The sequence below is a fragment of the Chitinophaga sp. Ak27 genome, from assembly GCF_012726295.1.
GTDB lineage: Bacteria > Bacteroidota > Bacteroidia > Chitinophagales > Chitinophagaceae > Chitinophaga.
Genome location: NZ_JABAOB010000001.1, coordinates 727,808 through 750,967, shown reverse-complemented (window position 1 = coordinate 750,967; position 23,160 = coordinate 727,808). Strand labels below are relative to the sequence as shown.

The following is a 23,160-nucleotide window of genomic DNA, read 5'->3' as shown; positions in this document are numbered from 1 at the left end:
AAATTGTTTTTGGTCATTCTCCATAATAGCTTTTTGCTTTATGCTTTCCGCTTTCTGCTCTAAGCCTGGTCTTCCTTTCCTTCGAGCCAGTTTTTGAATTCAGTAACTCTTTCACGGCTAATAATAACATCAGTATCAACATCAGGTGCTAATTGAACAATTAATCGGCTATTGTAATAGGTGGTAATTTTTTTGATGGCGTCCAGGTGAATGATGAACTGCCGGTTAATACGAAAAAACTGGTTCCGGTCCAGCAGCTTCTCTATCTGGTCGAGCGAATAATCCAGCGGTACCCGCTGATTGGCATTGGTGGTAGCCCAGGTAGTGCCTTTGCTAAACTGTAGCCAGGCAATGTCTTTCGCTTTTACGTAAATCAACTGGTTATTGATCCTGCCAATAAAACGGGTGCTGTCGCGGCGCAGGAACTCTTCTGCAATGCGGCTGATATCCAGGGTGTAATTATTGGCCGGCCGGAACTGTTCGTATTTTTTCAACGCATTTCGCAATGCTTCCACTTCAATAGGCTTCATCAGGTAATCAATGCTGTTTACCTTAAATGCCTGTAAAGCGAAACCATCGTAGGCAGTGGTGAAAATGATGGGCGTTTGTACTTTTGTTTTATCAAATAGTTCAAAGCAGTTGCCGTCTGATAGCTGGATATCCATCATCATCAGGTCCACCCGCTGTTGCAGCTCCATCCATTTCAGTCCTTCTGCTACGGATTCAATCACCGCTACGATTTCTATGTCCGGATCACATTTATGCAACAGTTGAATCAGCCTTTCTGCATTGTGCATTTCGTCTTCAAAGATTACTATTCTCATGAGGAAGTGATAATGGGTAATTTTACAATAAACTGATCATCCCGCTGACACACGACTACATTGTTATTCCCAACTAAGGCGTACCGTTTCTGGATATTTTCCAGACCTATGCCGGAAGATATTTCCGGGTTGGTGCGGGGGCGTATATGATTAGACACTACCAGGCAGTTGTCTTCTTCGCTGATCTTCACCAGCAAGGGATCCTGTGCTGAAAAGCGGTTGTGCTTAATGGCATTTTCAACCAGCATTTGCAGGGTCACGGGCGGTATCATGCCTTTAGCTTTCACCTTTTCGGGCAGCACTACGTTAAACAGTATGCTTTGCTGATGACGGATACGAATGAGAAAAAGATACGCATCGAGAAAGTCGAGCTCCGTTTGGATGGTGACCAGGTTCTCAAATTTTTTATCCAGGATATACCGGTAAGTTTTCGCCAGCTGCGTGATATAATCGGCCGACAAGTCGGGGCTTTTATATACCAGGTTAGTCAGCACACTCAACGAGTTAAAGAAAAAATGCGGATCTATCTGGTTTCTCAGTGCGTCGTAACGGGCTTGTATGTTTTCCCGTTTTAGCCGCTCTGCCTGTAGCTGGTATTCTTTCCAGCCGGAGTAATAAAAAATGATACCATTGAAAGTCAGGATCAGCAGGTAAAACATAAAGGTGCCGAAGTTCAGGTCGTAGCTGAAATTGCGGAAGCTTTCCCAGGCTTCATAGCGGTGAAACAACAAGATGTCTGAAGCTGCATAGCCGAATCCGAATAAAAACGCCACGATCATCCCGTACAGCAGCAGTCCTCCGCAGAGGATCACCAGCCGTCCTGAATTGTTATGACGGATAGTTTTCTTTTCCAACCAACCGGCCAGGCGGGCTGCGCCTTCCCATACAATCAGTCCGAATACCACGTAAAAGAGACTGAACATTTGTCCCCTGAAATCCAGTATCCGCAGTCCTTTTACGAAGGTGTGGTCAAAGGATTTGAAGATGGTACTAAAGGTGTACAGTATCAGTATCCGGGAGAGGTACAGAAACAGCTTGCTGGAAAATAGCTTTTCATTCTCTTGAAAATTCATCGGGTCGTTTGTCTGTTACTAAAAATAGTTATTTTCCTTAAACCAGGTAAATGCGCCTTTCACAGCTGTTTCTACGGGTGTATAGCTTAATTGGAGTTCCCGCTCGGATTTTTTGCCGGAATAGTAGTTATCCAGGCATAACATATAAGCGGTGCTATAGTTTAATTTTCCGGAGATACCGGGAATAGAGCCAATCAATCCTCCCAGTTTCAGTACAAAGGCCGGGATGCGGATCAGTACTTGCCGTTTGCCGGAGATTTTTTTCAGCAGCCGGAAAAACTCCCCGTAACTGAGGTTTTGCCCGGCCAACAGATAGCAATCGCCTGTTTTTCCTTTGGAGATGGCGTTAATAATACCACGACACACATCTTTGATATGTACGAAATTCTTTCCTCCCGGCGGATAGAACAATAGCCGGTGTTTAAGCCCATAGAGCAGCAACTGGCCGGAGCTGGGCTTTACGTCGTGCGGGCCAATCATGAAAGTGGGATTGACCACCACCGCGGGTAATTGCCGGCTCGTTACCTGTTCCAGTACATACTGCTGTGCAAGGTACTTACTGTTGATATAGCCGGAGTTGGCATGGAACAGCGTGAATCCATTGAGTTCATTGCCTGGATTATTTTTCTTGCCCGGACCAATGGTATTGGCCGTGCTCACATAAATAAATTTCTCTACCCGGTGAGCGATGCAGGCGGCCGTGATATATTTGGTAGCGGTGAAATTAGCCCGTTCATACTCGTCGAACGAAATGCCCCACTGCCCTGTGATACAGGCGGCGTGGATCACGATATCGCAACCTTTTACTGCCTCATGTACCTGGTCGTTGTTATCGATGTGTCCATAGAAAACATCGCAGGGAATATCTGCCATGCCTTGTAAATCGGCCGTGGGGCGGATGATCACCCGGATATCATATCCCAGGCGGAACAGTTCCCGGGTCAGGTTAGAACCGAGGAAGCCATTGGCGCCCGTAATCAGTACTTTTTTTCTATTCATTTTATACAGATAATGCGTATGGTATTTCCTTTTTTACTTCCCGGGATACAATCCTCATTTTGAGCGACAAGGGCAGTAATTGCATCAGGGCATGGTTAATTTTATTCATCATCCCCGGAATAATTACCGGTTTACCTGCCAGTGTGTTTTTCAGCGCAATGCGGGCAATAGCAGGGGTAGACAATAACCCCATCTTTCCCTTGATCCCCTGGCTGATAATGCGGCGGGAGGTATGGGAGTTGGTCATGATAGGGCCGGGATATACCACGCTTACAGACAGGCCTGTATTCGCCATTTCCTCTTTTAGTCCGAGTGAAAAAGAAGAAATGAAGGCTTTGGATGCCGGGTATACTGTTTTATAGGCAATGGGCGTAAAAGCGGCCATGCTGGCTATGTTCATGATATAGCTCTGCGGGTGCCGGAGTAGGTGGGGCAGTAGTTGATGGGTAAGCAGTACGGTGCTTCTTACATTCAACATAATAATATCGTCTATCCGTTCGCGTGAGGTGTGGGTAATGGGAGAGGTGCCGCCTACGCCGGCATTATTGATGAGAAAATCGATGTCATACCGTTCCGTCATGCGTTGCAGTTCCTGTTTGAGCACCTGGTCGTTGGACAGGTCAAATTCAAATACTTTTACCTGTATAGGATATTCCAGCATGAGGTTGTCGGCTACTGACCGGAGGCGGCTGCCGGGCAAGGCCACCAGGATGATATTTCTGCCCATGCGGGCGCATTGAATGGCAAATTCTTTCCCCAGGCCGGAGCTGGCGCCGGTAATGAGGGTGTAGTTATTGTTTGGCATATACATCATTTTCGAGCAGATCTTTAAACCTGGTCATGGTCTTAAACAGGTTGTCGTGAATGATCGGATCAGATACCCAGCGGGGAATTTTCTTACTGCGATCGGTGGTAACGAAGTAGGTAATTTTCAGCTGCCCGTTGCCGGCGGATTCCATCATCCATTTCCCCCGGGTGCCTGTAATCCGCGTAATTTTGTTGGAGAGTGGAAAGCGGTGGTCGGAGGTACTTTCAAAGTTTATTTCCGCCTGGTTGCCTGCCGTGGGCTGGTACATATATAAGAGGCAGCAATCCTGGTCGTCCATTGGCCAGGGAATGGCATACCTGATATAGGTAATCCACCTCCCGGCTTCCGGGGTGGAGGCAATTTTATAGTCGCTCGCGTTGGTATTCCATTGCCGTCCTTTTGCCTGGTCTTTGAAAAGCCGTACAACGGCGGGCACAGCAGTTTTTACCAGGAATATTGCTTTTATTTCTCTTACATTTTCCCCATCGGCGCCGGGAATCCACCTTTCATATAATGCAATAGCGTCGTTTTGCTTTACCAGCTTAAAGTCGCTGGTATCCGCAAATAGCGACCTGATCACCATTAAACTGCCGATACAAAATAGCTGCAAACGCTCCATACCTTCATAATTTACAGCAAAAGTGCAACGGCATGGCCGGGTGGCAAACGATTTTCCGATGAGTTGTAGGATAAAAGGGCTGACCTGTAAACACAGGCTGTTTTATTGCAGTATCTGGTTGTTTTTATTATTTTGGCCGCCATTCGCCCTTTGGAGGGCCTTTTTTGTATCAAATCAATCGTTATGAAGCATTTCCTGTTGGTGCTGACCGGTGTGGCGGCATTTTTTATCGGTAAGGGACAAACCGTTTGCCCGGTGATTCCACTGCCTGTAAAAGCCGTAAAAGAGTCCGGCGTATTTCCCATGAGCGCACAAACCGTTATCTGCGCAGGCGATGCCTCGCTACAGCCGCTGGCGGTATACCTGCGGGGGGAACTGCAGCGGCGGTACCAGTTGCCGGTAACGGTGGGCAAAAAAGCAGGAGCTACTACTATTTATTTAAAGCAAAGCGGGAAGGATACTAACGTAGATGCATATACGCTTATCGTAAATAAGAAGGCGATCACCATTGCTGCCGCTCACCGGGAAGGCATCTTTAACGGTATCGCTACGCTTTTGCAATTGAGTACGGCGGCCACCTCGCATGGCGGTGTGCTGACCATAGATGGCTGGAAAATTACAGATGCGCCGCAATATGCCTGGCGGGGGCTGATGTTAGATGAATCGAGGTTTTTCTTTGGGAAGAAAAAGGTGCTGCAGCTGCTCGACTGGATGGCATTTTATAAATTGAACCGTTTCCACTGGCACCTGACGGATGTTCCCGGCTGGCGCCTGGAAATTAGAAGATATCCTTTGCTGACTACTGTAGGCGGTATCGGGAATATCGTTGATTCCACTGCGCCGGCAGCTTATTATACCCAGGAAGATATCCGGGAGATTGTGGCTTATGCCGGGCTGCGCAACATTACCGTGGTCCCGGAAATAGATATGCCGGGTCATGCTGCGGCGGCCAACAGGGCCTATCCCGCATTTGATGGCGGCGGCACCGACAGGTATCCGCGATTTACGTTCAACCCAGGCAGGGAAGGTACTTACCAATACCTGTCGGATATTTTAACGGAAACGGCTCAACTTTTTCCTGCCGGTATGATACATCTTGGCGGGGATGAAGTTACTTTCGGCAATGCGGGCTGGGACAGCGATACCGGGATTACCAGGTTGAAACAGCAACATGGCCTGAAGGATCGTAAAGCAGTGGAAGACTATTTCATACAACGTATGGCCGATACCGTATTGCGGCTGCATAACAAAGTAATGGCCTGGGATGAAATTGCTACTGCCACCTTGCCGGCCGACAGCACCATTGTGTGCTGGTGGCGTCATGATAAGCCCGAAGCCCTGGCAATGGCACTGGATAAAGGATATTCTGTGGTATTGTGTCCGCGGTTACCGTTTTATTTTGATTTTGTACAGGATAGCAGTCATCATATTGGTCGCAGATGGGCAAAAGGTGCCTTTAATTCGCTGGAAACGGTCTATAATTTTTCTGCGGCGGAGCTGCCATCCGTACCGGGGCATGCATCGCAGGTCCTGGGTGTGCAGGCTTGTATATGGACGGAAACCGTGCATAACGACAACAGGTTGGATTTCCTCCTTTTTCCCCGTATTTCCGCCCTGGCAGAAACCGCCTGGACGCCGGCAGACCGCAAGAATTTTAAAGGCTTTACGGACCGTTTAAAGACCCAGCAACAACTATATAAGCAGGCAGGTTTATACTACTTCGATATATTCAACCCTGGCTGGCATAAGGAGTCGGGCAAGTCGGCCGACCACTATATTGATTAGTGTCGGTTTTGTTCTATTTCCGGAAGGGGGAGGTTGGTAATATTGCCATGGGAATATAAAACCCCCCTTCCAACGATGAAAACTTTTTTATTGGCGCTGGCCACTATTACAACAGGACTTATTGCCGGCGTGTATTACGCATTTTCTGTTTCCGTGAACCCGGCTTTTGCGGGCTTACCGGATGGCGCCTATATCGAGGCCATGAATAAGATCAACGTGGCTATCGTTAACCCTGCATTTTCCCTGAGTTTTTTCGGTGCGCCTTTGCTGTTGCCGGTGGTGACCTGGATGTATGCGCGTCCTGCTTTTTCGCGGAAGGCCGGCTACCTGCTGGCAGCATCGCTGATATTTTGGATCGGTTCTTTAGGCGTTACCGTTGCGGGTAATATACCGTTGAACGATAAGCTGGCTGCTTTTGTGGTGAACGGGGCTACAGCGGAGCAGGCAGCCACCGCCCGGAAAGCATTTGCCGGCGCCTGGAACAACTGGCATGCCTTACGCACCTGGGCCAGTATTATAGCGCTGGTATTAACGGTGATGGCTTGTTTAACCAAAGATGCCCCTGCGCAGGCGGCTAAAAGATAAACATTCTTTGTAATTTAGGATATGCGTTATGATACCATTCTGCCACCGCCGCACCTGGCACATCTTATCCGCTTTTTCTGGATCATGGAAGGAGCAGGGGGATATACGCATCATAATATGGCAGATGCCTGCGTGGAGTTGTTATTTCACTACCGGGGACAGTTCGACGAGATCACTGCCGGCGGTCGTTTAAGCAAGTCATTTACTGCCGGTTTGCATGGCGTAACGCATGTGCTGCGTCAATATACCATTGAAGAAGGATTTGGCATATTCGGAGTCTACTTTTACCCACACGCGATTCCTTTGTTGTTTGATATGCCCGCCGCAGAGCTAACCAATGAAACGGCAGAACTGCGCTACTTGCTGAAACACGAGGGGAGTATACTGGAAGAGAAAATAATGCTGGCGAAAGATAACCGGGAACGTTGCAGGATTATCTGCAACTTTACGGAGCGGCGGCTGGCGGCAAGGTATACCATTGAACTGCCGGTGTTTGCCGCTATCCGGGATATCATCCGTTATCGGCCACAGGTGCCCATTGCGAAGCTTTCCGGGCAATACTATTTATCAGAGCGGCAGTTTGAGCGGCAGTTCAAACAATATGCGGGCTTGTCGCCCCGGCTGTTTTCCCGCATCGTCCGTTTCCAGGCAGCGGCTTCTTTTTACAAGCGTGAGGTGAGTAGCCTGGGTAGTATTGCGCTGGAGTGCGGGTACTACGATCAATCGCATTTTATCAACGATTTTAAGATCTTTTCCGGCCTGCATCCACGGGAGTTTTTCTCCGGCAGGTCGCCGGCTACCGCCTGGCGGAATGAAGAGCAGGGATAAATGTCGGTTTTTTCCAATTTTAAGTTAGCCGGGTATGGCAATTTTGTACGAGTATCTCACCTTAAAATTTAATGAAGATGAAAGTACCAGCAGGACACCAGCAAGTAATTCCTTATCTCGTGATAAGAAATGCGGAACAGTTTTATGGATTTGCCCAGCAAGCCTTTGGCGCGATAGAAAAGATGCGGGTGTATGACGAGGAAACCAAAGTGTTTAAGCATGGAGAAATATCCATTGGCGGTAGCGTGATTATGTTTGGCCAAACCAACGATAACTGGGGAACACAGAATGCCGGCCTGTTTATTTACGTAGAAAGCGCGGATGATAGTTATCAGAAAGCCATCCACGCAGGGGCTAAGGAAGTATTGCCATTGTCGGACCAGAGTTACGGACGTACCTGCGGAGTAGAAGATCCATTTGGCAATACCTGGTGGATTACATCTGTGCAATAAACCTTTTCCTGTTCATTAATTGAATACCTCCTAAGAAGCTGTAATTATCCGTATCTTGAGCATAGATCAATTGAGCTCCAAATGTTGTCGTCAATAATCGCCCAGTTGAAAAAGGTAGAACATGGTTTTAAGCATATCATGGAAGCCGGGGATGAACTCATGAAGGACCGGCAAGCCAACCATTTCAACCTCGCAGTTACCTTATTGTCGGGAGAAAGTTACCAGGAGCGGATGCTGGGCACCTACCTGCTGGGGCTACTGGCGCCTGAGAACAGGGAGGCCCTGCGGCTGTTGGAAACAAAAGTGGCGACAGACGATAACTGGCGGGTACAGGAGATGCTGGCCAAAGCGATCGATCATTATTGCCAGGCAAAAGGGTATGAAAAATCGTTGCCGGATATCCGGCGCTGGCTGCAAAGTTCCTCTGCCAATGTAAACCGGGCCGTTGTAGAAGGACTGCGGGTCTGGACCCGGCGCCCGTATTTCAAAGATCATCCCGAAGTGGCCATTGGCTTAATCAGTGCATTAAAATCAAAGGAAAGCGAATACCTGCGAAAGTCGGTAGGAAACGCGTTACGGGATATCAGCAAGAAGAATGCGGCCCTGGTGCAACAGGAAACTGATACCTGGGAATTGGGCGACCCTGTTATCGCATTTGTCTACAAGCTCATCAAAAAATAAAACACCGGTTCATCGAAGCGAACAGCATTCAATGAACCGGTGCTTCCGGGAAATAGTGTAACTATTCCCAGTATTTTTCTCCCTTCTTCATTTTCTCCAGGGTCGTTTCATAATTTTTCCTCTCTTCGTTAGCAGCCTTATTCATGGCTTTTTCTTCCCAGGCCAGTGCTTCACTTTTTTTACCGGCTTTATACAGCAGGTTGGCATAGGTATCCATGAAAGCGGGAATTTCCTTGTCTTTGAAAGAGCGTTTACTCCATTCCAGGGCTTGCTCTATGCACTCCATGTCGTTACATTTTTCGAAGACAGTCCACGCAAATTCATTCAGCGACTGAGGATCTGCTTTGTGGCCATATTTTTTCATATAGGCCACAATGTTAGCCACTGCGTTGTTGGCATCTTTTACATAGCTGTAGTACTGGATTTTTGTTTTCAGGATCAGTTCTTCAGCAATAGATGGATATTTGGCCTTCACGCTTTTTTCCACGCTTTCCCAGTCCGGAGCGCTCTTGTCTTTCTTCATCAGCTGGGGATATACATCTTCTTTGGCAGCAATTTCCATCACTTTGTTTTCAGCTACATCTTTACCCAGCGCTTTATTTACTTTATCGGCGTGGTGCAGGAACACATCAAAGCCGGGGTCTTTGCTGGACTGGGTGAATTTGCCCAGGAACTCCAGGTTAACAGGCGTGTACAGGTCTTTCTGTTGCGCCAGGTATTCTTTAGCAATTTTACCGGCATTGTCCATGTCGTATTTGTCCTGCGCCAGGTAAGCCAGCTTGCGGAGGAAAGCCGTGTCTTTCTGCCCCTGGGTGTATTTATCTAGCTGGGTATAGTATTGCTGGGCAGGGTCCAAAGAGGTGGTAAAACGGTTGATGAACTGGTCTGCTTCACTGCCTCCTACCTGGCGGTCCACGATGCGGCCATCGGGCGCAAATACCAGGAAGGTAGGATAGGCGCGAACGCTGTAGTCTTTTTCAATTTGTTGGGCATCGGCATACCACTGTTTTACTTCCTCGTTGTCTTTGGCGGTTTGGTCCATCTGCACCTTTACGCTGACATACTTATCATTCATAAAGTTGCCGACTTTTTCCTGTGGGAAAATCTGCGCAGACATCATCTTACAGGGACCGCACCAGGTGGTGAAGCAATCCATGAAGATATACTTGTTTTCTGCTTTGGCTTTGGCTTTTACTTCCGCCCAGGTGCTGCCATGTTCAAAATGGATACCCTTCTCCTGGGCAAACGCCATCATGGGCGCCAGGAAGGTTAACAGAAATAGTTTTTTCATGCTAATGTGATTTTGGTGGTTTTGATTGCCTGCTAATTTCGGGATATAATCAGGACGCTATGGGAATTTGTTTGACATGATAAGTTGATAGAAAGGCAGCCCTATCGCCATAAACTGCCGGTGTAACTTTTCTATGATTTCCCGCGTCTTACAGGCAACCGTTCTGATACCTAAACGCATCTATGTATGAAATGTTTTTTTACCTGGCCGGCTGTAAAAAAGACAATACACCTTCCCCTCCAGGCCCGGTTACCGGTAGCTGGGCAGTGGCAGCCACCAGGGGAATCGACGGTTACCGTATTTTCGAAGCGGGAAGTAAGGGAATACTGTATTTGAATGCTGACAGTACTTATGCCGCCACGGGAACTTTTGGGATACAACCGGCATTTTCCATATAAGCACTGAACAAAATAGTGACAGAACCGTGTTCCTGATTCGCTTCGGCGATAGCCCGGCCTGTCAGTACCATTTTGAAAAAGACACCCTGGTGCCGACGCCCTTTGAAGGTATTGAGTATACCTCTCATGCTATAGGGGAAATTAAGTATATAAGCATGAGCCATTAGTATAATGACATCCACTATGAGGGCGGTTCCCGGTACGGCAGGGAACCGCTTTTTTATGCTTGCTTTTCGCCGGGTAATTAAATTGTATTAAATTGTTATGGGTTAAAACTTTGGCCATGGCCGGAAAACATTATGTACAACCAGTTGCGCTGACACCTCACAAGCATCTGCAGCAACTGGTGGAAAACAGGCGCGTATTCAATTTAAAGAACTGTGAACTAAACATCTATGAAAGTTATGAACAAGCATGGCGGGTCCCTCTTACCTTCAACAATTTCGTGATCACGACCATGGTGCAGGGCAAGAAGGTCATGCATCTTTTCGATCAGCCGGCATTTGATTATCGCCCCGGTGAAACAGTGATTGTACCTGCCAACGAAACGATGGTGATCGATTTCCCCGAAGCCACCATGAATAATCCTACCCAATGTATGGCGCTGGCCGTGGATGCAGGTTATATCGGTAAAACATTGGATTATTTAAATGAGTATCACAACAGTGAACGGACAGAAACCAAAGACTGGCACCTGCAGTTTAACCAGCATCATTTCAACAACGACCCGGATATCACTGCCCTGATAGATAAATTAATGCGGGTATGCTCCAGTCCCGACCGGGCCAGGGACATATATGCCGACCTGGGTGTAAAAGAATTGCTGATACGTATTATCCAGCAGGATCATTTAGGCCTGATTGCGCAGGAAAGTAATACTAACAGTAACAGCAGCCGTTTGCATTATGTACTGCACTATATACACGAACACCTGACGGAAAATATTTCCGTAGATGTGTTGTGCCACAAGGCTTGCCTGAGCCGGAATGTGTTTTTCAAATGGTTCAGGGAACAATTCGGCATTACGCCGCTGCAATACATTAACCGTGAGCGGCTCAAGCTGGCCAAGCAACTGCTGGCCGACCGGAACAAAACGGTGAGCGAAGTAGGACTGCTATGCGGCTTTAATGATACCAACTATTTCATCCGGTTGTTCAGGAGCACCGAAGGTGTTACGCCGGGTACGTATCAACTGGTTTGTGCTAAATGATGCAAAAGTATTTTTTCAGACGGGGTATACCTTGTTACCTTTTTTGAGATCAATCTTTGCCGGTTGTTTTTTCCTGGCCAGTAAGAATATGGTCGAGATAATACATGCACTACCCAGCCAGTCCATAACAGTAAACGGGACCTTCAACCACAGCAGGGAAAACAATGCCGCTGAAAGCGGTTCTGCAGACGCCAGCAGGCTGGTAGTCTGTGGCCCGATTAGTTTAACGGCAGTAAGGTAAGCGTAAAATGCCACCAGGCAACCCAGCAAAATAATGAATGCGGTGAATGCCAGTGTATAAATATCCCATTGACCGGAAATGTTCCACGGCGCATGGATGGTTCCCAGCAGTGCGCCCCCGATGATCATTGCCCAGCCAATAATGACGGGTGTTTGATAACGGGTAAGCAACCCGGCGGGATAGATGCTGTAGAAAGCCATGCTTACTGCCGATCCCAGTCCCCATGCCAATGCCTGGCCGGAAATAGATAAGCTGTCGGTTTTTCCATGAGTGACCATCAGGAAAGTACCGGCTACGGCCAGTATAATGGCCAGGTACTCAGCGAGGGTTGGCCACTTGCGTGAATGCAAGGCCATGTAAACGGCGATCATCACGGGACCGGAGTATTGTAATACGGTAGCAGTAGCGGCATTGGAATGTTTAATGGCTGCAAAAAAAGTGTATTGTACGGCCAGCATACCGAGGAGGCTGAACACCAGCAGCTGTGCGGCCGACTTTTTGTCCCGCCAGATAGCCAGCACTTCCACAGGATGCTGGCGCATGGCTATCAGCAACAACAGGATACCGGCTACCAGTAGCCTTACCGTAACCAGCCACTCGGTATTGATGTGGCGGTACATAAAGAGGAATTGCCCGCAGGTACCGGATATTCCCCACAATATTGCTGCTGTAAGCGCCAGGATAATACCCCGCCATTTTATCTTTTGTTTCATATATACTTTCCGGTGAGATAAGGGATCAACGGGTATGCAAATTTGCAGATATTATGGGAAATTATTTCGTGACGGGTAAGGGACTTTGAGTTATTTATCGGGAACGGCGGATAGAAATATCTGCAAGTAGTTTTTTACATAGCGGTTATATACCACTGCTTTCCCGTTGTGCAACCAGGTAACGGCGCCGGTGAGCAAATCTTCACTGCTATTGTTCGTTGTCAGCGGCCAGCTCCGGTGGGTAGCCGGTTGCGTGATATACACGGTGTTGTTGGCGATATAGGCGAGGCGGCTGCCATCGGGACTAAAATTAAAGCTGCCCTGGATACTAAACCGGTGGAAGGTGAGTTGCTGGATGGCGCCGCCATTGGGGGATACGGCAAAGATATTGATAAAGCCGGCGGTATCTTTTGCGAGGAAAGCGATCAGGCTGCCGTCGGGTGTAGTACGCAGCCAGTGCCTTGGTCCCTGTATGCCGTTGGCAGTGAAGGTGATCCGCCGTTGCTGCACGCCGGCAGGTATGCCCGGTGGCTTATCTGCCTTACCTTCCAACGGTTGGCCGGTAACCGCTGTCGTCAACTCATCGGGCAGGTCAGCTACAAATACTTCCGTTTTCGCCTGGTTATCTTTATCTCTCACATTGCCCTGGAAGGTAATGGCTCTTCGCTGGCGGCTGCCATCCGGGCGCAGGTAGCCGTTGACGCCTATCCAGCTTTCATCGAATGCTTTGTCTATTTCATCGCTCCCCGGTTTGGGCGCCGGTGTAACGGAGGTGACGATTACAGCAAACATAGCGCCGCTGTTATTTTCTGTGGTATCGCTTGTGGGAACAGTTACCGGCCCAGGAAACATGACGCCTACGGTGCGCAGATCTTTCACTGTGGGATCGGATTTACTTAATGTTTCCATCACGTAGTCATTATACGTAAAGCTGATCCACTGTCCGTCGCCGCTCCAGGAATGCGCATGTGTGCCGCCGCGTAAGGCGCCGCGGGTGAATGGCGGCGTGATATTCCTGGCATCCATAAAAAGGAGACGAAAGGGTGTATCGATATCTACGGCCACGCCTGTACGACGACTTACACTGTATGGATGATCTTTATCTGCATCACGGATCCCGTGGAGAAACAGGACCCTGTTCTTCGCCGGGGAGAAGGTGGCAGCGCCCACCCCCGGCCCGAAATCCGTTTGGTGGGAAGTGTGGTATAATTCCCTGATTTCTTTTGTGTGGACGTTTACCATAGCGATGCATCCCGTGGCAGCAATCAGTGTATCGTAGTTGCGCGTATCGTATACTATCCAGTTATCATCAGGCGAAACGCATTGTGTGCTATTGAGGGTGTGGCCACCGGCGGTATAGGTAAGTTGTACGGTAGCCGCCTGTTGTTCCGGCAGGAGGGGCTCATAGGCTTTGCTGGTTTTAAAGTGCCTGAAATCATGGATCCGGTGAAAGGTCAAATAGTTGGCGTTGTGCTGGTTGTCGGCGCCGCCGTTAGCGTCGTCGTAAGCCGTTCGCGATACCGCTATGATATCACTGCCATCAAACTGAAAATCCATGTACTGGAAACCATGTTTTGTTACATCGTCGTGATGCAATACAATTCCTTTTATCTGCCAATGATACAGGTCCGATGAATAGAGCAGTGCCTGGGTATTCCTTGTTCTTTCCGGGTTTCCGCCTTTGTCTTGCTCCGGAACGTAATTGGCGAGCGACCAATACAACCTGCTTTTGGAATCATACCTTACCGCAAATTTTTTACAGCCTCCGGGGAAATCAATAAAGCCTGTTTCGGGGTGAAAGGAAGCTGTTTTACCATCTGGGTTGATATCGATGATGGCTGCTTTTTCGTTGCCATTAACGCGGTAGTCGGTCCTGAGCATCATCACCATATGTCCGTCGGGGGCAGGGACCGCGTTGCTTTCGAGCCACCCGCCGAATTGTCCGTTCAGGTAGCTGGCATTATATCCCAGCACATTGCTGGTGGTCCAGTTGCGGGCGTCGAGGTAGTTGCACCCAAGAGGGGCCGACATGATAAATGACCGGAAGTGCTTGCCCCATCCGCCGCCGCCGTTTACATCTTCCATGCCTTTCCAAATGCGGCCGTTGGCCACCACTACCGGGGTGGGGGCGCAATGATGCCGCCCTTTCAGCAGCCTGCCGGTAGTATCATTTTGCGGATTGCTCCAGGTATGGCCACCATCGGTCGATTGCCGGATCACCACATCGCCGCCTTCTTTTTCCGGACCAAGCAGGTATAGTGTATTTTTTTCTGCAAACAGCTGCGACCAGGTCTGTCCCCGGATTTGGTCTACTTGCTGCCAGCTTTTGCCCTTGTTGCGCGAAGCAAAAACGTGCACGGTATTGGGCTGATTTTTCAGACCGGGACCAAAAAATTCATGGGAAGCAATGTAAGTGCCGTTCTGCAGTGTACAGATGCTGGGAGAGCCAATGTACAGGCTGTCGGCCGCCGGCCGGTGATTGATAACAATGCCGGGTACCTGCGCATCGCTGCTGGTCTGACAAAATGTTATACTGACCATCAGGCCCAGGTATATTTTATGTAAAAGCATGCTTTCATGTAGTTAAGCGTAGGTATTACGTGGATAATCTTTGAAAATAAGAAAACTGGAGGAGCCTTACAATAGTCCATGGGCAAATAATGGTATAAATCGCCTCCTAATTGTCGTGATTATACCCGCTCTATGATGGGCAGTCTATAGATATTTGTGATAGAAATAAACACCTCACTTTTTAAAAACGATTGCTATGCGAAAATTAAAATTACAAATGCAAATGACTATCGATGGTTTTGTAGCGGGGCCAAATGGTGAGCAGGACTGGGTATGGCTGGCAGGGCCTGATGAAGTTGGCTTCCAGAAGATAATTGAGCTGGCGGATAGTAGTGATACCATTTTGCTGGGGCGCAAGATGACCCGTGAGTTCATCGATCACTGGGAGGATATGGTTGACCATCAGCCAGACCATCCCGCACAGCCTTTGGCCCAGCTCATCGTAAATATGCACAAGATTACTTTTAGTCATACGGAAACGGATATTACCGGCAGAAACCTGGAGGTGGAAAACGGGGACCTGGTTACGGCAATACAGGCGCTGAAAAAAGAACCGGGTAAGGATATCCTGGTATATGGCGGTGCCGGTTTTGTAACGTCGCTGATTGATCATGACCTGGTGGATGAATATTTTATTATCAGCAACCCGGTTGCTATCGGCAGCGGACTTACCATTTTTAAAGAAAGGAAGGTATTGAAATTAGAAAGTTCTCTTCCTTTTAAAAATGGGAAAGTACTCAACAAATACCTGCCGGCATAGAATATTTTGTTGTTCCAAATGGTTTAGTTACATTTATGTAATTAATTACGTAACTAGATTCGTATGGACTTCTTTAATAAAACAGGCAAGACTGCCATAGGCAGCAGGCTCCGTATGTTGACCGAAACCATTATGGAAGATGCGGCCCGGATTTACCAGTTGTATGGTTCCAACCTGCAACCTAAATGGTTCCCGGTATATTATGTATTAACGGAGGGAGACGCTAAAACCATTACTGCCATTGCGAAGGAAATAGGGCATTCCCATCCTTCTGTGTCCAAGATCATAGGAGAGATGAAGAAAGCAGGGCTGATAGTGGAAAAGAAGGACAAGGTAGATGGCAGAAGGAACCTGGTACAGCTTACTAAAAAAGGGTTAGAGATCAATGAAACGCTGCAACTACAATTGATAGATGTGGGAAATGCTGTCGAGGCTATTTCTGCGCAGACGACCAACGATTTGTGGAAGGCCATTGCTGAATGGGAATACTTGCTGGAGCAGCAGTCGCTGATCAGCCGGGTAACCGCTTTATGGAAGAAGAGGGAGGCAGACAAAGTAAAGATAGTTGATTATCAACCAGCCTATAAAACTGCCTTTAAGGCATTGAACGAAGAATGGATTTCCCGCTGGTTTAAAATGGAGCCGGCCGACTATCAGTCGCTCGACGACCCTGATGGATATTTCCTAAAAAAGGGAGGACATATTTTTGTGGCATTATTCAATGATGAACCGGTAGGGGTGTGCGCTTTAATAAAGCTGGATGACCCGGACTACGATTATGAAATGGCTAAAATGGCGGTATCTCCCAAAGCCCAGGGCAAAAGCATAGGCTGGCTGCTGGGGCAGGCCATTATTGAGAAAGCACGCTCCCTGGGTGCGCGCAATGTGTTCCTGGAAAGTAACACCATCCTGAAGCCCGCTATCAGTCTCTATGAAAAGCTGGGCTTTAAAAAAGTGGTGAACCGCCCTTCTCCCTACGAACGCGCCAATATACAAATGGCATTGGATATCGTATAGTCGTTACTGTTATAATAAAAAAGCAAAAAGCATAAAGCGGAAAGCAAAAAGCTATTGACGTGAATGATGTTAGCGGATATTTGACAAAATACCTGCTGTGGGCATCCCCTTCAATAGCTTTTTGCTTTCCGCTTTATGCTTTTTGCTTTCTACGCCGTATATTGGAGTATTGAATGTGACCGATCCACGTTATATAAAAAAATTAAAAACTCAGAAGATGCTATCACCCGACTCGCTGGTAGAAGAAAAAGCCGTTTCTTCCGCTTCGCCGGCAAAATTCACCGAGAAAAAATATGTGATTACACTGATATTCGTTACCTCACTGTTCATGTGCTGGGGCATTGCCCTCACGATGGGGGATGTGCTTAACAAACATTTCCAAAACGTATTAAATGTATCCAAGTCCCAGTCCGGGCTGGTGCAGTTTTCCATCTTTGGCGCCTATGCGTTGATGGGTATCCCGGCGGGATTATTTATTAAGAAGATGGGATACAAAAATGGGGTGCTTTTAGGCCTTACGCTATATGCCATGGGCGCCTTCCTGTTTGTGCCTGCTGCAAACGCAGGCTCCTTTGCTGTTTTCCGGATAGCCCTCTTTGTACTGGCTTGTGGCATGGCTACGCTGGAAACAGTGGCGCACCCCTTTATGGCCGCCCTGGGCGATCAACGCACCAGCGATCAGCGTATTAACTTTGCCCAGTCGTTCAATGCGGTTGGCGCAATGGTAGGCCCTACACTGGGGACGCATTTCCTGCTGAGCGCTACCCACGAGGCAGGAAATGAATTGGTGTCAGTTAAGCAGCTGTATATTTATATCGGGGCCGTAATCGCTGCTATCGCCCTTGCATTTGCTTTGGTGAAAGTGCCGCCCGTAACAGATCCGCATGATGGCACCGGGGAAGCAGTTGACCTAAAGGACGATCGCAAAACATTATTCCAGCATAAAAATTTCGTATGGGCAGTAGTTGCCCAGTTCTTTAACGTGGCTGCACAGGCAGGCACCTGGGCCTTTTTCATCAACTACGGGCATGAGGTGATGCATTTCTCTGATGAAAAAGCAGGTTACTTTATGCTGCCATTTATGGGGATGATGCTGGCCGGTCGCTTCGTGGGCACCGCCCTAATGCGTTATATTGCTCCAAATAAGCTGCTTGCAGCCTTTGCACTCGGCAATATACTGATGTGCATACTGGTAGCACAAGGCTGGGGTTGGACTTCCTATATTGCCCTGCTGATGATCAACTTCTTCTTCAGCATTATGTATCCCACTATATTCAGCCTTGGGTTAAAGGACCTGGGCCCTAAAACCCAACAGGCTTCTTCCTTTATTGTGATGGGGATGTTTGGAGGGGCCGTATTTCCTTTCCTCATGGGTCGTATTGCTGACACTAACATTGCTACTGCATACTACCTGCCGGTAGTTTGTTATGCCGTAATCTTCCTTTTTGGCTATAAATTGTATAAACTAAGATAGGCGGATGAACTACCGCTTTGTAATATGCCTGCCCCAGGGGCGGTAACGCTATGGGGCCAATCATTTACCCCAAACAGGATATCATCCTGGATTAAGATAAGGATGCACACATTTGCGGTCCGGCAGCATTATTCTCCTGACCTGGCCCTTGATGCGGCTAACGGTACCCGCCGGCCGCGCTGCCTGCGCCGGGGATATGGAAGCTGGGATATATTGATGAACAAACGGGCCGCATTCATTGTTCCTAACTTAGTAGATGCATTGATTCATCAAAGATCGAACAGCTATGGTCCGTACACCAAATGAAATCGTCACTCATCTTTTATCTTCTGCCGGCATTGCTATCAACGGCCAACAACCATGGGACATACAGGTACATGACGCCACTTTTTATAAATCAGTATTGCACAACGGCTCCCTGGGATTAGGGGAGTCATATATGCACCAGCGGTGGGACTGCGAGTGCCTCGATGAGTTCTTTGCCAAAGTACTGAGGGCCAACCTCGATGTAAAGGTCAAAAAGAGCCTGTCGTTCCAGGCGGAAGTTTTAGCGGCCCGGGTATTGAATTTCCAGACCTCCTCCCTGGCTTACCGCAACGGCAGTGCGCATTACGATATCGGCAATGATCTGTTTGAAGCCATGCTCGACAAGCGGATGACCTATACCTGCGGCTTCTGGGAAAAGGCCCATACCCTGGACGAAGCACAGGAATATAAGTTGGAGCTGAGCTGCCGCAAGTTGCAGCTGCAACCCGGCATGCATGTGCTGGACATCGGCTGTGGCTGGGGGAGTTTTGCCCGTTATGCAGCCGAACATTACGGCGTAAAGGTAACCGGCATTACCATCTCCAAAGAACAAGCGGAGCTGGCGGCTGCCCGTTGCAAGGGCCTGCCGGTAGAAATACGGCTTACCGACTACCGCGCGGTACGTGAATCGTTTGATGCCATTGTATCTCTGGGCATGTTTGAACACGTAGGGTACAAAAATTATGGCACTTACCTGCAAATGGTTCACCGCTGCCTGAAAGACGACGGATTATTTTTGCTGCATTCTATTGGTGGTAACACAGCCAACCCGTTTACAGACCGGTGGCTGAATAAATACATTTTCCCTCACGCTATGATTCCCACCATCCGGCTGATAGGACAGTTTATTGAAGGATTGTTTGTGATGGAACACTGGCAGAATTTCAGCGTCAACTACGATCGTACCCTGATGGCCTGGTACGATAATGTAGTACAGCATTGGGACCAGCTCAAATCCCGTTATGATACTACTTTTTTCCGCATGTGGAAGTATTACCTGCTATCCTGCGCCGGTTCTTTCCGGGCGAGGAAAAGTCAGCTGTGGCAAATCGTGCTTTCAAAAAATGGCGTTCCCGGTGGGTACCGGTTTGACCAGCCTTAGAGCGGTTGCAGAAAGTATTATCCCTCTTTTTTCAGGTAGTCAAATCCGCCTGTTCTCAGGTTAATGTTGTACTCCAGATATGCTTTCAAACAAGCGAGGAAGTTAGCCCATCCTTCGGTGTTTCCTTTCAGCCATTGGATACCTGCTTCATTATTATCCATCTTGCCCTCAGAGATCTTTATTAATGTAGCGTTACCAGGTCTTTCCGTAAGTGCAATATTTACAGTGAGATGATGATCTTTAGCGCCCTCCCATTCAAAGGAAACTAATTCATCCGGTACAATTTTCAGCACTTTGATGGTAAATTGGTCAGGAAATTCTGGGAATTGCCAGGTCACTTCTTTACCGGCTTCCATCGTGGCAGAGCCATTGGCAATAAAATAGCCCGACATTTTCTTCGGGTCGATAATGGCCTGGAAAACTTCCTGCCTTGGTTTGGCTACCTGGATAGCAGCATTGATTTCTAATGATTGCATAACAGGGCGTGTTTAGTGAGGATAACGAATATACGAAAAAGCGGAAAGCTAAAGGCAGAAAACTCAAAGCGAAGACGGCGAATGACCAATACGACTTTTACATCGTAAATATCATTTGCTGTCATCGCTTTGAGTTTTTTGCTTTAAGCTTCTTCGCTAATAACTCAGCGCTTTAAAGATGGCTATATCCTCTATGCTCAGGCGGCCATTGAAGATATGGAGATTGTCAGTAGTGCCTAATCCCAGTTTGTTAATGCGAAAACGTACCGGACCTTTTATATTCATCAGGAACGTAGCGGTTTTAGCGGTGGCGCTGGCATCGCGGATAGTATCGCCGGCGGGGAGCCAATTAGCGCCCTGGCTGGTAGAGTACTCCAGCAGCCAGCTGCAGCTGGCATCGGTATAGTAGGATCCGTACGACAGGGTTACTTTGGACGCGCCGTTAGGCAGGTCGAAGTTCATCTGTACATACCCGGATCTGTCGAGGTTTTGCTGCATGCGTATACATTGTTTGCCGGCGGGATTGAACCGGTCGCGATCTTTCGTGGTTCCCAGTATTGCCTGGTCGAGCAGCCACAGGCCTGTTTTTAAGGTAATGACTTTCGCGGCGTAGCTCCCTTTTTCTGCAGCATCGGGCGATTCAAAATCTTCCGGGTAGCCGGCGTATAAAGGTCCGCTGGCGTTACTAACGTCTTTGGCTGTACGTAAACGTAATTGTTTAACTGTATTGCTGTCCGTGAAATTGCCATTGGCATTGTAGTAAACCGGGATACCGGTAAAGGTGGCGCTGGCAGGCATCTTATCCTTTGCAAAGGCAGCGCTTTCCTGGGTATGTAATACGATAGAGGCATTCAGTCCGTCAAACAGCTGTTTGTCTCCCGCATAAGTATCGGTGGGCGCAGGCAGGTTTTTAAAGTCTGCATTCACTTTTACCAGGGTTCCTTCGTAATTGGAGAAATTGGCTGCCAGTTCAGAGAGGGAAATGCTTTTCACCGTGACTTTCGCTTTCCGTTTCAGCAGGGTAATTTTATCCGGGCTGATGCCGCTGAGTTGCAGGGTACCATTTACATTCGACAATGTGGCGCCTATGATGTTGATGGTAACGGAATCGCCTACACTGTAGTTAACAGCGGTATTGGCGCCCATGGCAATGGTAATACCGCGGAGGATGCCGCGGCCCTGGTCCTGTATCACCAGGTTGCCGGCCGCTAGGTTGCCGGAGCTGGTATCAGAAATCACCACGCCATTAATACGACCGGCGCCCATCAGGTGGTCGGTCGTTAATTGAAAGGTGGTGCCTTTAAAGGTGTTGCGCAATACTTCCACGGCGGCTACGGGGCTGGGAGTGCCATGTGCATAATCGATATCTTTCTTCAGACAACCGGTGAAGGCCATGCCTGCCAGTAAGAGGGTTGCTGAGAAACGTATATATTTCATGATTGAGATTATTTATTTCCGCTAAAGAATTAATTTTTGTTCCACCATACCTTTACGTTCAGGTCATCGCCTCCCATGGCAGCTACCGCTTTCTGGTAGTTGGTACGGTTGAGCGATTGTACATATACCGGGTATTTGAAGCGTGCCGGCATCAGGCCATTATTCTGCAACCCTGGTCCTTTAGGCAATACGGGGTGCCCGGTGCGTTTGTATTCGTGCCATTGCTGGAAGTCGGTGAAAAAGAGGCTATAGTATTTCTGTACCATGATCATCTCCATTTTATCTTCCAGGGAGAGTGCGTCGTTCCATTTTACGCCTTCGCGGTTGGTATACCCCGAGGGTATGGCGAGGCCCCAGAGTGTAATCCCGGCTTCCACGCCTTTATTGTAGTAGGTAGCGGGATTGCCGGAGATATAGCCTTTAAGGGCTGCTTCTGCCAGGATGAACTGCAGCTCGGGGTAGTTCATGATATTTCCCAGTAAGGGTTCATTCATGAGTGCTTTGGGATAGTAAGACATTCGTTGGGGAATATTTCCCGGCGCATATCCACTGGGAATGCCTTCATAGGCGCCACTCACGGTAGTAGCCCATTTGGCGATGCGGGGATCACCCCATTCTTTCAGGTTATTGATGAAGAAGGTAGAGAGTCCGTTATCGCCGTTGAAGTCAAACTCCCGGTAGGTATAAAAAGCGGAAGTGTACGGAGGTACGCCGGTAAATCGGAGAATGGCGGATTCTTCGTTGTTCTGGAAGATGGGATAGTTACCGGTATTCGTTTCTGCGATCTCTTTTATCTTGGCCGCTGCATTGATGTCCGTTTTCGCCGAAGCGCGCATCAGCAGGCGCAGGTAAAGGGAGTTGCCGAATTTGCGCCATTGGTTAACCGTGGAATCGCCTTTGTACAGGGGATCCAGCGGGGCATCATCGGTAGGCACGGTTTGCTTTTTAGCCAGCAGGGTATTGGCTTCTTCCAGTTTGCGAAACAGGTCGGCGTAAATATCCTTCTGCGCGTCAAATTTGGGTTGGTAAATCGTATCGCGCCCCCTGTTGGCTTCTGAGTAAGGTACATCTCCAAACATATCTGTGAGCATGGAGGTGGTCCATACATCGAGGATCAAACCGATACCCATATATGTGCTGGACTGTAATTTTTGAGCGCCTTTGTACATATCTACGAAGTTGGTGCGGGCCAGGTACCAATTATTCCACATATTATCTGATTCGCCGGGGCGGATGATATAGCGGTGTATTTCATCGGAATTGATGGTGGTCACATGATCCTGCATCAGTTCATTGGTGAGGCGGAGCGCGCGGGTTTGATTATTATTAATTACGCTATATAATGCCGGCGCCAGCAAGGTTTCCGGGGTGGCTACCGGCGACGTGTTGGGATCGTTGTTGATATTGATGAAATCCTTTTTACAAGCCATCGTACCGATACAAAGGGTGGCCAATAGAGAAAAGGCAGTGATCCTGATATTTTTCATGATACTTCTTTTTGCGATAAAAA

General features: G+C 48.3%; 23 protein-coding genes. 12 read left to right on the top strand and 11 right to left on the bottom strand.

What is annotated here, in order from left to right; genetic code table 11:
* Window positions 1–59: 59 nt before the first annotated feature.
* Genes HGH90_RS02960 through HGH90_RS02940 form a run of 5 tightly spaced genes read right to left on the bottom strand, consistent with a single transcriptional unit; the run spans window position 60 to window position 4,323 of the window.
* Entirely contained in the window at window positions 60–824 is a 765-nt protein-coding gene (locus tag HGH90_RS02960; RefSeq protein ID WP_168763514.1) for a LytR/AlgR family response regulator transcription factor, read from the bottom strand.
* Complete coding sequence (locus HGH90_RS02955; RefSeq protein ID WP_168763513.1) at window positions 821–1,897, bottom strand: sensor histidine kinase; 1,077 nt, start codon at window positions 1,895–1,897, stop codon at window positions 821–823. The genes HGH90_RS02960 and HGH90_RS02955 overlap by 4 nt, the downstream gene beginning before the upstream one ends.
* Before the next feature lie 18 nt (window positions 1,898–1,915).
* Complete coding sequence (locus HGH90_RS02950; RefSeq protein WP_168763512.1) at window positions 1,916–2,896, bottom strand: NAD-dependent epimerase/dehydratase family protein; 981 nt, start codon at window positions 2,894–2,896, stop codon at window positions 1,916–1,918.
* A gap of 1 nt (window position 2,897) precedes the next feature.
* A complete protein-coding gene (locus HGH90_RS02945) occupies window positions 2,898–3,701 on the bottom strand; it encodes an SDR family NAD(P)-dependent oxidoreductase (protein ID WP_168763511.1) in 804 nt (267 codons plus the stop codon).
* Window positions 3,688–4,323 (bottom strand): START domain-containing protein, encoded by a 636-nt coding sequence (locus HGH90_RS02940; RefSeq protein WP_169190357.1) that lies wholly within the window; start codon window positions 4,321–4,323, stop codon window positions 3,688–3,690. Before HGH90_RS02940 ends, HGH90_RS02945 begins: the two co-directional genes overlap by 14 nt.
* A gap of 183 nt (window positions 4,324–4,506) precedes the next feature.
* Here HGH90_RS02940 and HGH90_RS02935 point away from each other — a divergent pair, with 183 nt between their 5' ends.
* The 5 genes from HGH90_RS02935 to HGH90_RS02915 all read left to right on the top strand — a co-directional run bounded on the left by HGH90_RS02935 (window position 4,507) and on the right by HGH90_RS02915 (window position 8,654).
* Window positions 4,507–6,108, top strand: coding sequence for a beta-N-acetylhexosaminidase (locus tag HGH90_RS02935; RefSeq protein WP_169190356.1), 1,602 nt, complete (start codon window positions 4,507–4,509; stop codon window positions 6,106–6,108).
* A 75-nt stretch (window positions 6,109–6,183) separates the two neighbouring features.
* Entirely contained in the window at window positions 6,184–6,693 is a 510-nt protein-coding gene (locus tag HGH90_RS02930; RefSeq protein ID WP_169190355.1) for a DUF1772 domain-containing protein, read from the top strand.
* 21 nt (window positions 6,694–6,714) lie between these two features.
* A complete protein-coding gene (locus tag HGH90_RS02925; protein WP_169190354.1) occupies window positions 6,715–7,521 on the top strand; it encodes a helix-turn-helix transcriptional regulator in 807 nt (268 codons plus the stop codon).
* A gap of 77 nt (window positions 7,522–7,598) precedes the next feature.
* Entirely contained in the window at window positions 7,599–7,973 is a 375-nt protein-coding gene (locus tag HGH90_RS02920; protein WP_169190353.1) for a VOC family protein, read from the top strand.
* A gap of 81 nt (window positions 7,974–8,054) precedes the next feature.
* The gene (locus HGH90_RS02915) at window positions 8,055–8,654 is read left to right on the top strand and encodes a DNA alkylation repair protein (protein ID WP_169190352.1); all 600 of its coding nucleotides are present in this window, start codon (window positions 8,055–8,057) and stop codon (window positions 8,652–8,654) included.
* Window positions 8,655–8,715: 61 nt separating this feature from the next.
* Here HGH90_RS02915 and HGH90_RS02910 read toward each other — a convergent pair whose 3' ends face one another.
* Complete coding sequence (locus HGH90_RS02910; RefSeq protein ID WP_169190351.1) at window positions 8,716–9,945, bottom strand: thioredoxin family protein; 1,230 nt, start codon at window positions 9,943–9,945, stop codon at window positions 8,716–8,718.
* Window positions 9,946–10,127: 182 nt separating this feature from the next.
* Between HGH90_RS02910 and HGH90_RS02905 the strand changes: the two genes are divergently transcribed.
* Window positions 10,128–10,343, top strand: a complete 216-nt coding sequence (locus HGH90_RS02905) for a hypothetical protein (protein ID WP_169190350.1) — start codon at window positions 10,128–10,130, stop codon at window positions 10,341–10,343.
* 283 nt (window positions 10,344–10,626) lie between these two features.
* Window positions 10,627–11,553, top strand: coding sequence for an AraC family transcriptional regulator (locus HGH90_RS02900; RefSeq protein ID WP_169190349.1), 927 nt, complete (start codon window positions 10,627–10,629; stop codon window positions 11,551–11,553).
* A 15-nt stretch (window positions 11,554–11,568) separates the two neighbouring features.
* Here the strand turns inward: HGH90_RS02900 and HGH90_RS02895 are convergent, their stop codons facing one another.
* Together HGH90_RS02895 and HGH90_RS31595 are read right to left on the bottom strand one after the other, a co-directional pair.
* Complete coding sequence (locus HGH90_RS02895) at window positions 11,569–12,507, bottom strand: DMT family transporter (protein ID WP_169190348.1); 939 nt, start codon at window positions 12,505–12,507, stop codon at window positions 11,569–11,571.
* A 90-nt stretch (window positions 12,508–12,597) separates the two neighbouring features.
* Window positions 12,598–15,078, bottom strand: coding sequence for a DUF3748 domain-containing protein (locus tag HGH90_RS31595; protein WP_211172575.1), 2,481 nt, complete (start codon window positions 15,076–15,078; stop codon window positions 12,598–12,600).
* Between the two features lie 196 nt (window positions 15,079–15,274).
* Here HGH90_RS31595 and HGH90_RS02880 point away from each other — a divergent pair, with 196 nt between their 5' ends.
* The 5 genes from HGH90_RS02880 to cfa all read left to right on the top strand — a co-directional run bounded on the left by HGH90_RS02880 (window position 15,275) and on the right by cfa (window position 19,737).
* A complete protein-coding gene (locus HGH90_RS02880; RefSeq protein ID WP_169190347.1) occupies window positions 15,275–15,838 on the top strand; it encodes a dihydrofolate reductase family protein in 564 nt (187 codons plus the stop codon).
* Between the two features lie 63 nt (window positions 15,839–15,901).
* Complete coding sequence (locus HGH90_RS02875; protein WP_169190346.1) at window positions 15,902–16,855, top strand: bifunctional helix-turn-helix transcriptional regulator/GNAT family N-acetyltransferase; 954 nt, start codon at window positions 15,902–15,904, stop codon at window positions 16,853–16,855.
* A 217-nt stretch (window positions 16,856–17,072) separates the two neighbouring features.
* Window positions 17,073–18,329 carry a sugar MFS transporter gene (locus HGH90_RS02870; protein ID WP_168763499.1) on the top strand — a complete coding sequence of 419 codons (1,257 nt, stop codon included), beginning with the start codon at window positions 17,073–17,075 and terminating at the stop codon, window positions 18,327–18,329.
* Window positions 18,330–18,431: 102 nt separating this feature from the next.
* Complete coding sequence (locus tag HGH90_RS02865; protein WP_168763498.1) at window positions 18,432–18,635, top strand: hypothetical protein; 204 nt, start codon at window positions 18,432–18,434, stop codon at window positions 18,633–18,635.
* A complete protein-coding gene (gene cfa / locus HGH90_RS02860) occupies window positions 18,616–19,737 on the top strand; it encodes a cyclopropane fatty acyl phospholipid synthase (RefSeq protein ID WP_168763497.1) in 1,122 nt (373 codons plus the stop codon). Before HGH90_RS02865 ends, cfa begins: the two co-directional genes overlap by 20 nt.
* A 17-nt stretch (window positions 19,738–19,754) precedes the next feature.
* On the opposite strand, the gene HGH90_RS02855 is transcribed toward cfa, so the two are convergent.
* From HGH90_RS02855 to HGH90_RS02845, 3 genes are all read right to left on the bottom strand, one after another.
* Window positions 19,755–20,213 (bottom strand): SRPBCC domain-containing protein, encoded by a 459-nt coding sequence (locus HGH90_RS02855; RefSeq protein WP_168763496.1) that lies wholly within the window; start codon window positions 20,211–20,213, stop codon window positions 19,755–19,757.
* 156 nt (window positions 20,214–20,369) lie between these two features.
* Window positions 20,370–21,650, bottom strand: coding sequence for a DUF5689 domain-containing protein (locus HGH90_RS02850; protein ID WP_168763495.1), 1,281 nt, complete (start codon window positions 21,648–21,650; stop codon window positions 20,370–20,372).
* A 29-nt stretch (window positions 21,651–21,679) separates the two neighbouring features.
* On the bottom strand, window positions 21,680–23,137 hold the full coding sequence (locus tag HGH90_RS02845; protein WP_168763494.1) for a SusD/RagB family nutrient-binding outer membrane lipoprotein: 1,458 nt from the start codon (window positions 23,135–23,137) through the stop codon (window positions 21,680–21,682).
* Window positions 23,138–23,160 lie beyond the last annotated feature (23 nt).

Excerpts from the sequence above, each read along its gene's own strand:
- HGH90_RS02960 (WP_168763514.1), bottom strand. The coding sequence starts at position 824 with ATGAGAATAGTAATCTTTGAAGACGAAATGCACAATGCAGAAAGGCTG.
- HGH90_RS02955 (WP_168763513.1), bottom strand. The coding sequence starts at position 1,897 with ATGAATTTTCAAGAGAATGAAAAGCTATTTTCCAGCAAGCTGTTTCTG.
- HGH90_RS02950 (WP_168763512.1), bottom strand. The coding sequence starts at position 2,896 with ATGAATAGAAAAAAAGTACTGATTACGGGCGCCAATGGCTTCCTCGGT.
- HGH90_RS02945 (WP_168763511.1), bottom strand. The coding sequence starts at position 3,701 with ATGCCAAACAATAACTACACCCTCATTACCGGCGCCAGCTCCGGCCTG.
- HGH90_RS02940 (WP_169190357.1), bottom strand. The coding sequence starts at position 4,323 with ATGGAGCGTTTGCAGCTATTTTGTATCGGCAGTTTAATGGTGATCAGG.
- HGH90_RS02935 (WP_169190356.1), top strand. The coding sequence starts at position 4,507 with ATGAAGCATTTCCTGTTGGTGCTGACCGGTGTGGCGGCATTTTTTATC.
- HGH90_RS02930 (WP_169190355.1), top strand. The coding sequence starts at position 6,184 with ATGAAAACTTTTTTATTGGCGCTGGCCACTATTACAACAGGACTTATT.
- HGH90_RS02925 (WP_169190354.1), top strand. The coding sequence starts at position 6,715 with ATGCGTTATGATACCATTCTGCCACCGCCGCACCTGGCACATCTTATC.
- HGH90_RS02920 (WP_169190353.1), top strand. The coding sequence starts at position 7,599 with ATGAAAGTACCAGCAGGACACCAGCAAGTAATTCCTTATCTCGTGATA.
- HGH90_RS02915 (WP_169190352.1), top strand. The coding sequence starts at position 8,055 with ATGTTGTCGTCAATAATCGCCCAGTTGAAAAAGGTAGAACATGGTTTT.
- HGH90_RS02910 (WP_169190351.1), bottom strand. The coding sequence starts at position 9,945 with ATGAAAAAACTATTTCTGTTAACCTTCCTGGCGCCCATGATGGCGTTT.
- HGH90_RS02905 (WP_169190350.1), top strand. The coding sequence starts at position 10,128 with ATGTATGAAATGTTTTTTTACCTGGCCGGCTGTAAAAAAGACAATACA.
- HGH90_RS02900 (WP_169190349.1), top strand. The coding sequence starts at position 10,627 with ATGGCCGGAAAACATTATGTACAACCAGTTGCGCTGACACCTCACAAG.
- HGH90_RS02895 (WP_169190348.1), bottom strand. The coding sequence starts at position 12,507 with ATGAAACAAAAGATAAAATGGCGGGGTATTATCCTGGCGCTTACAGCA.
- HGH90_RS31595 (WP_211172575.1), bottom strand. The coding sequence starts at position 15,078 with ATGCTTTTACATAAAATATACCTGGGCCTGATGGTCAGTATAACATTT.
- HGH90_RS02880 (WP_169190347.1), top strand. The coding sequence starts at position 15,275 with ATGCGAAAATTAAAATTACAAATGCAAATGACTATCGATGGTTTTGTA.
- HGH90_RS02875 (WP_169190346.1), top strand. The coding sequence starts at position 15,902 with ATGGACTTCTTTAATAAAACAGGCAAGACTGCCATAGGCAGCAGGCTC.
- HGH90_RS02870 (WP_168763499.1), top strand. The coding sequence starts at position 17,073 with ATGCTATCACCCGACTCGCTGGTAGAAGAAAAAGCCGTTTCTTCCGCT.
- HGH90_RS02865 (WP_168763498.1), top strand. The coding sequence starts at position 18,432 with ATGCACACATTTGCGGTCCGGCAGCATTATTCTCCTGACCTGGCCCTT.
- cfa (WP_168763497.1), top strand. The coding sequence starts at position 18,616 with ATGGTCCGTACACCAAATGAAATCGTCACTCATCTTTTATCTTCTGCC.
- HGH90_RS02855 (WP_168763496.1), bottom strand. The coding sequence starts at position 20,213 with ATGCAATCATTAGAAATCAATGCTGCTATCCAGGTAGCCAAACCAAGG.
- HGH90_RS02850 (WP_168763495.1), bottom strand. The coding sequence starts at position 21,650 with ATGAAATATATACGTTTCTCAGCAACCCTCTTACTGGCAGGCATGGCC.
- HGH90_RS02845 (WP_168763494.1), bottom strand. The coding sequence starts at position 23,137 with ATGAAAAATATCAGGATCACTGCCTTTTCTCTATTGGCCACCCTTTGT.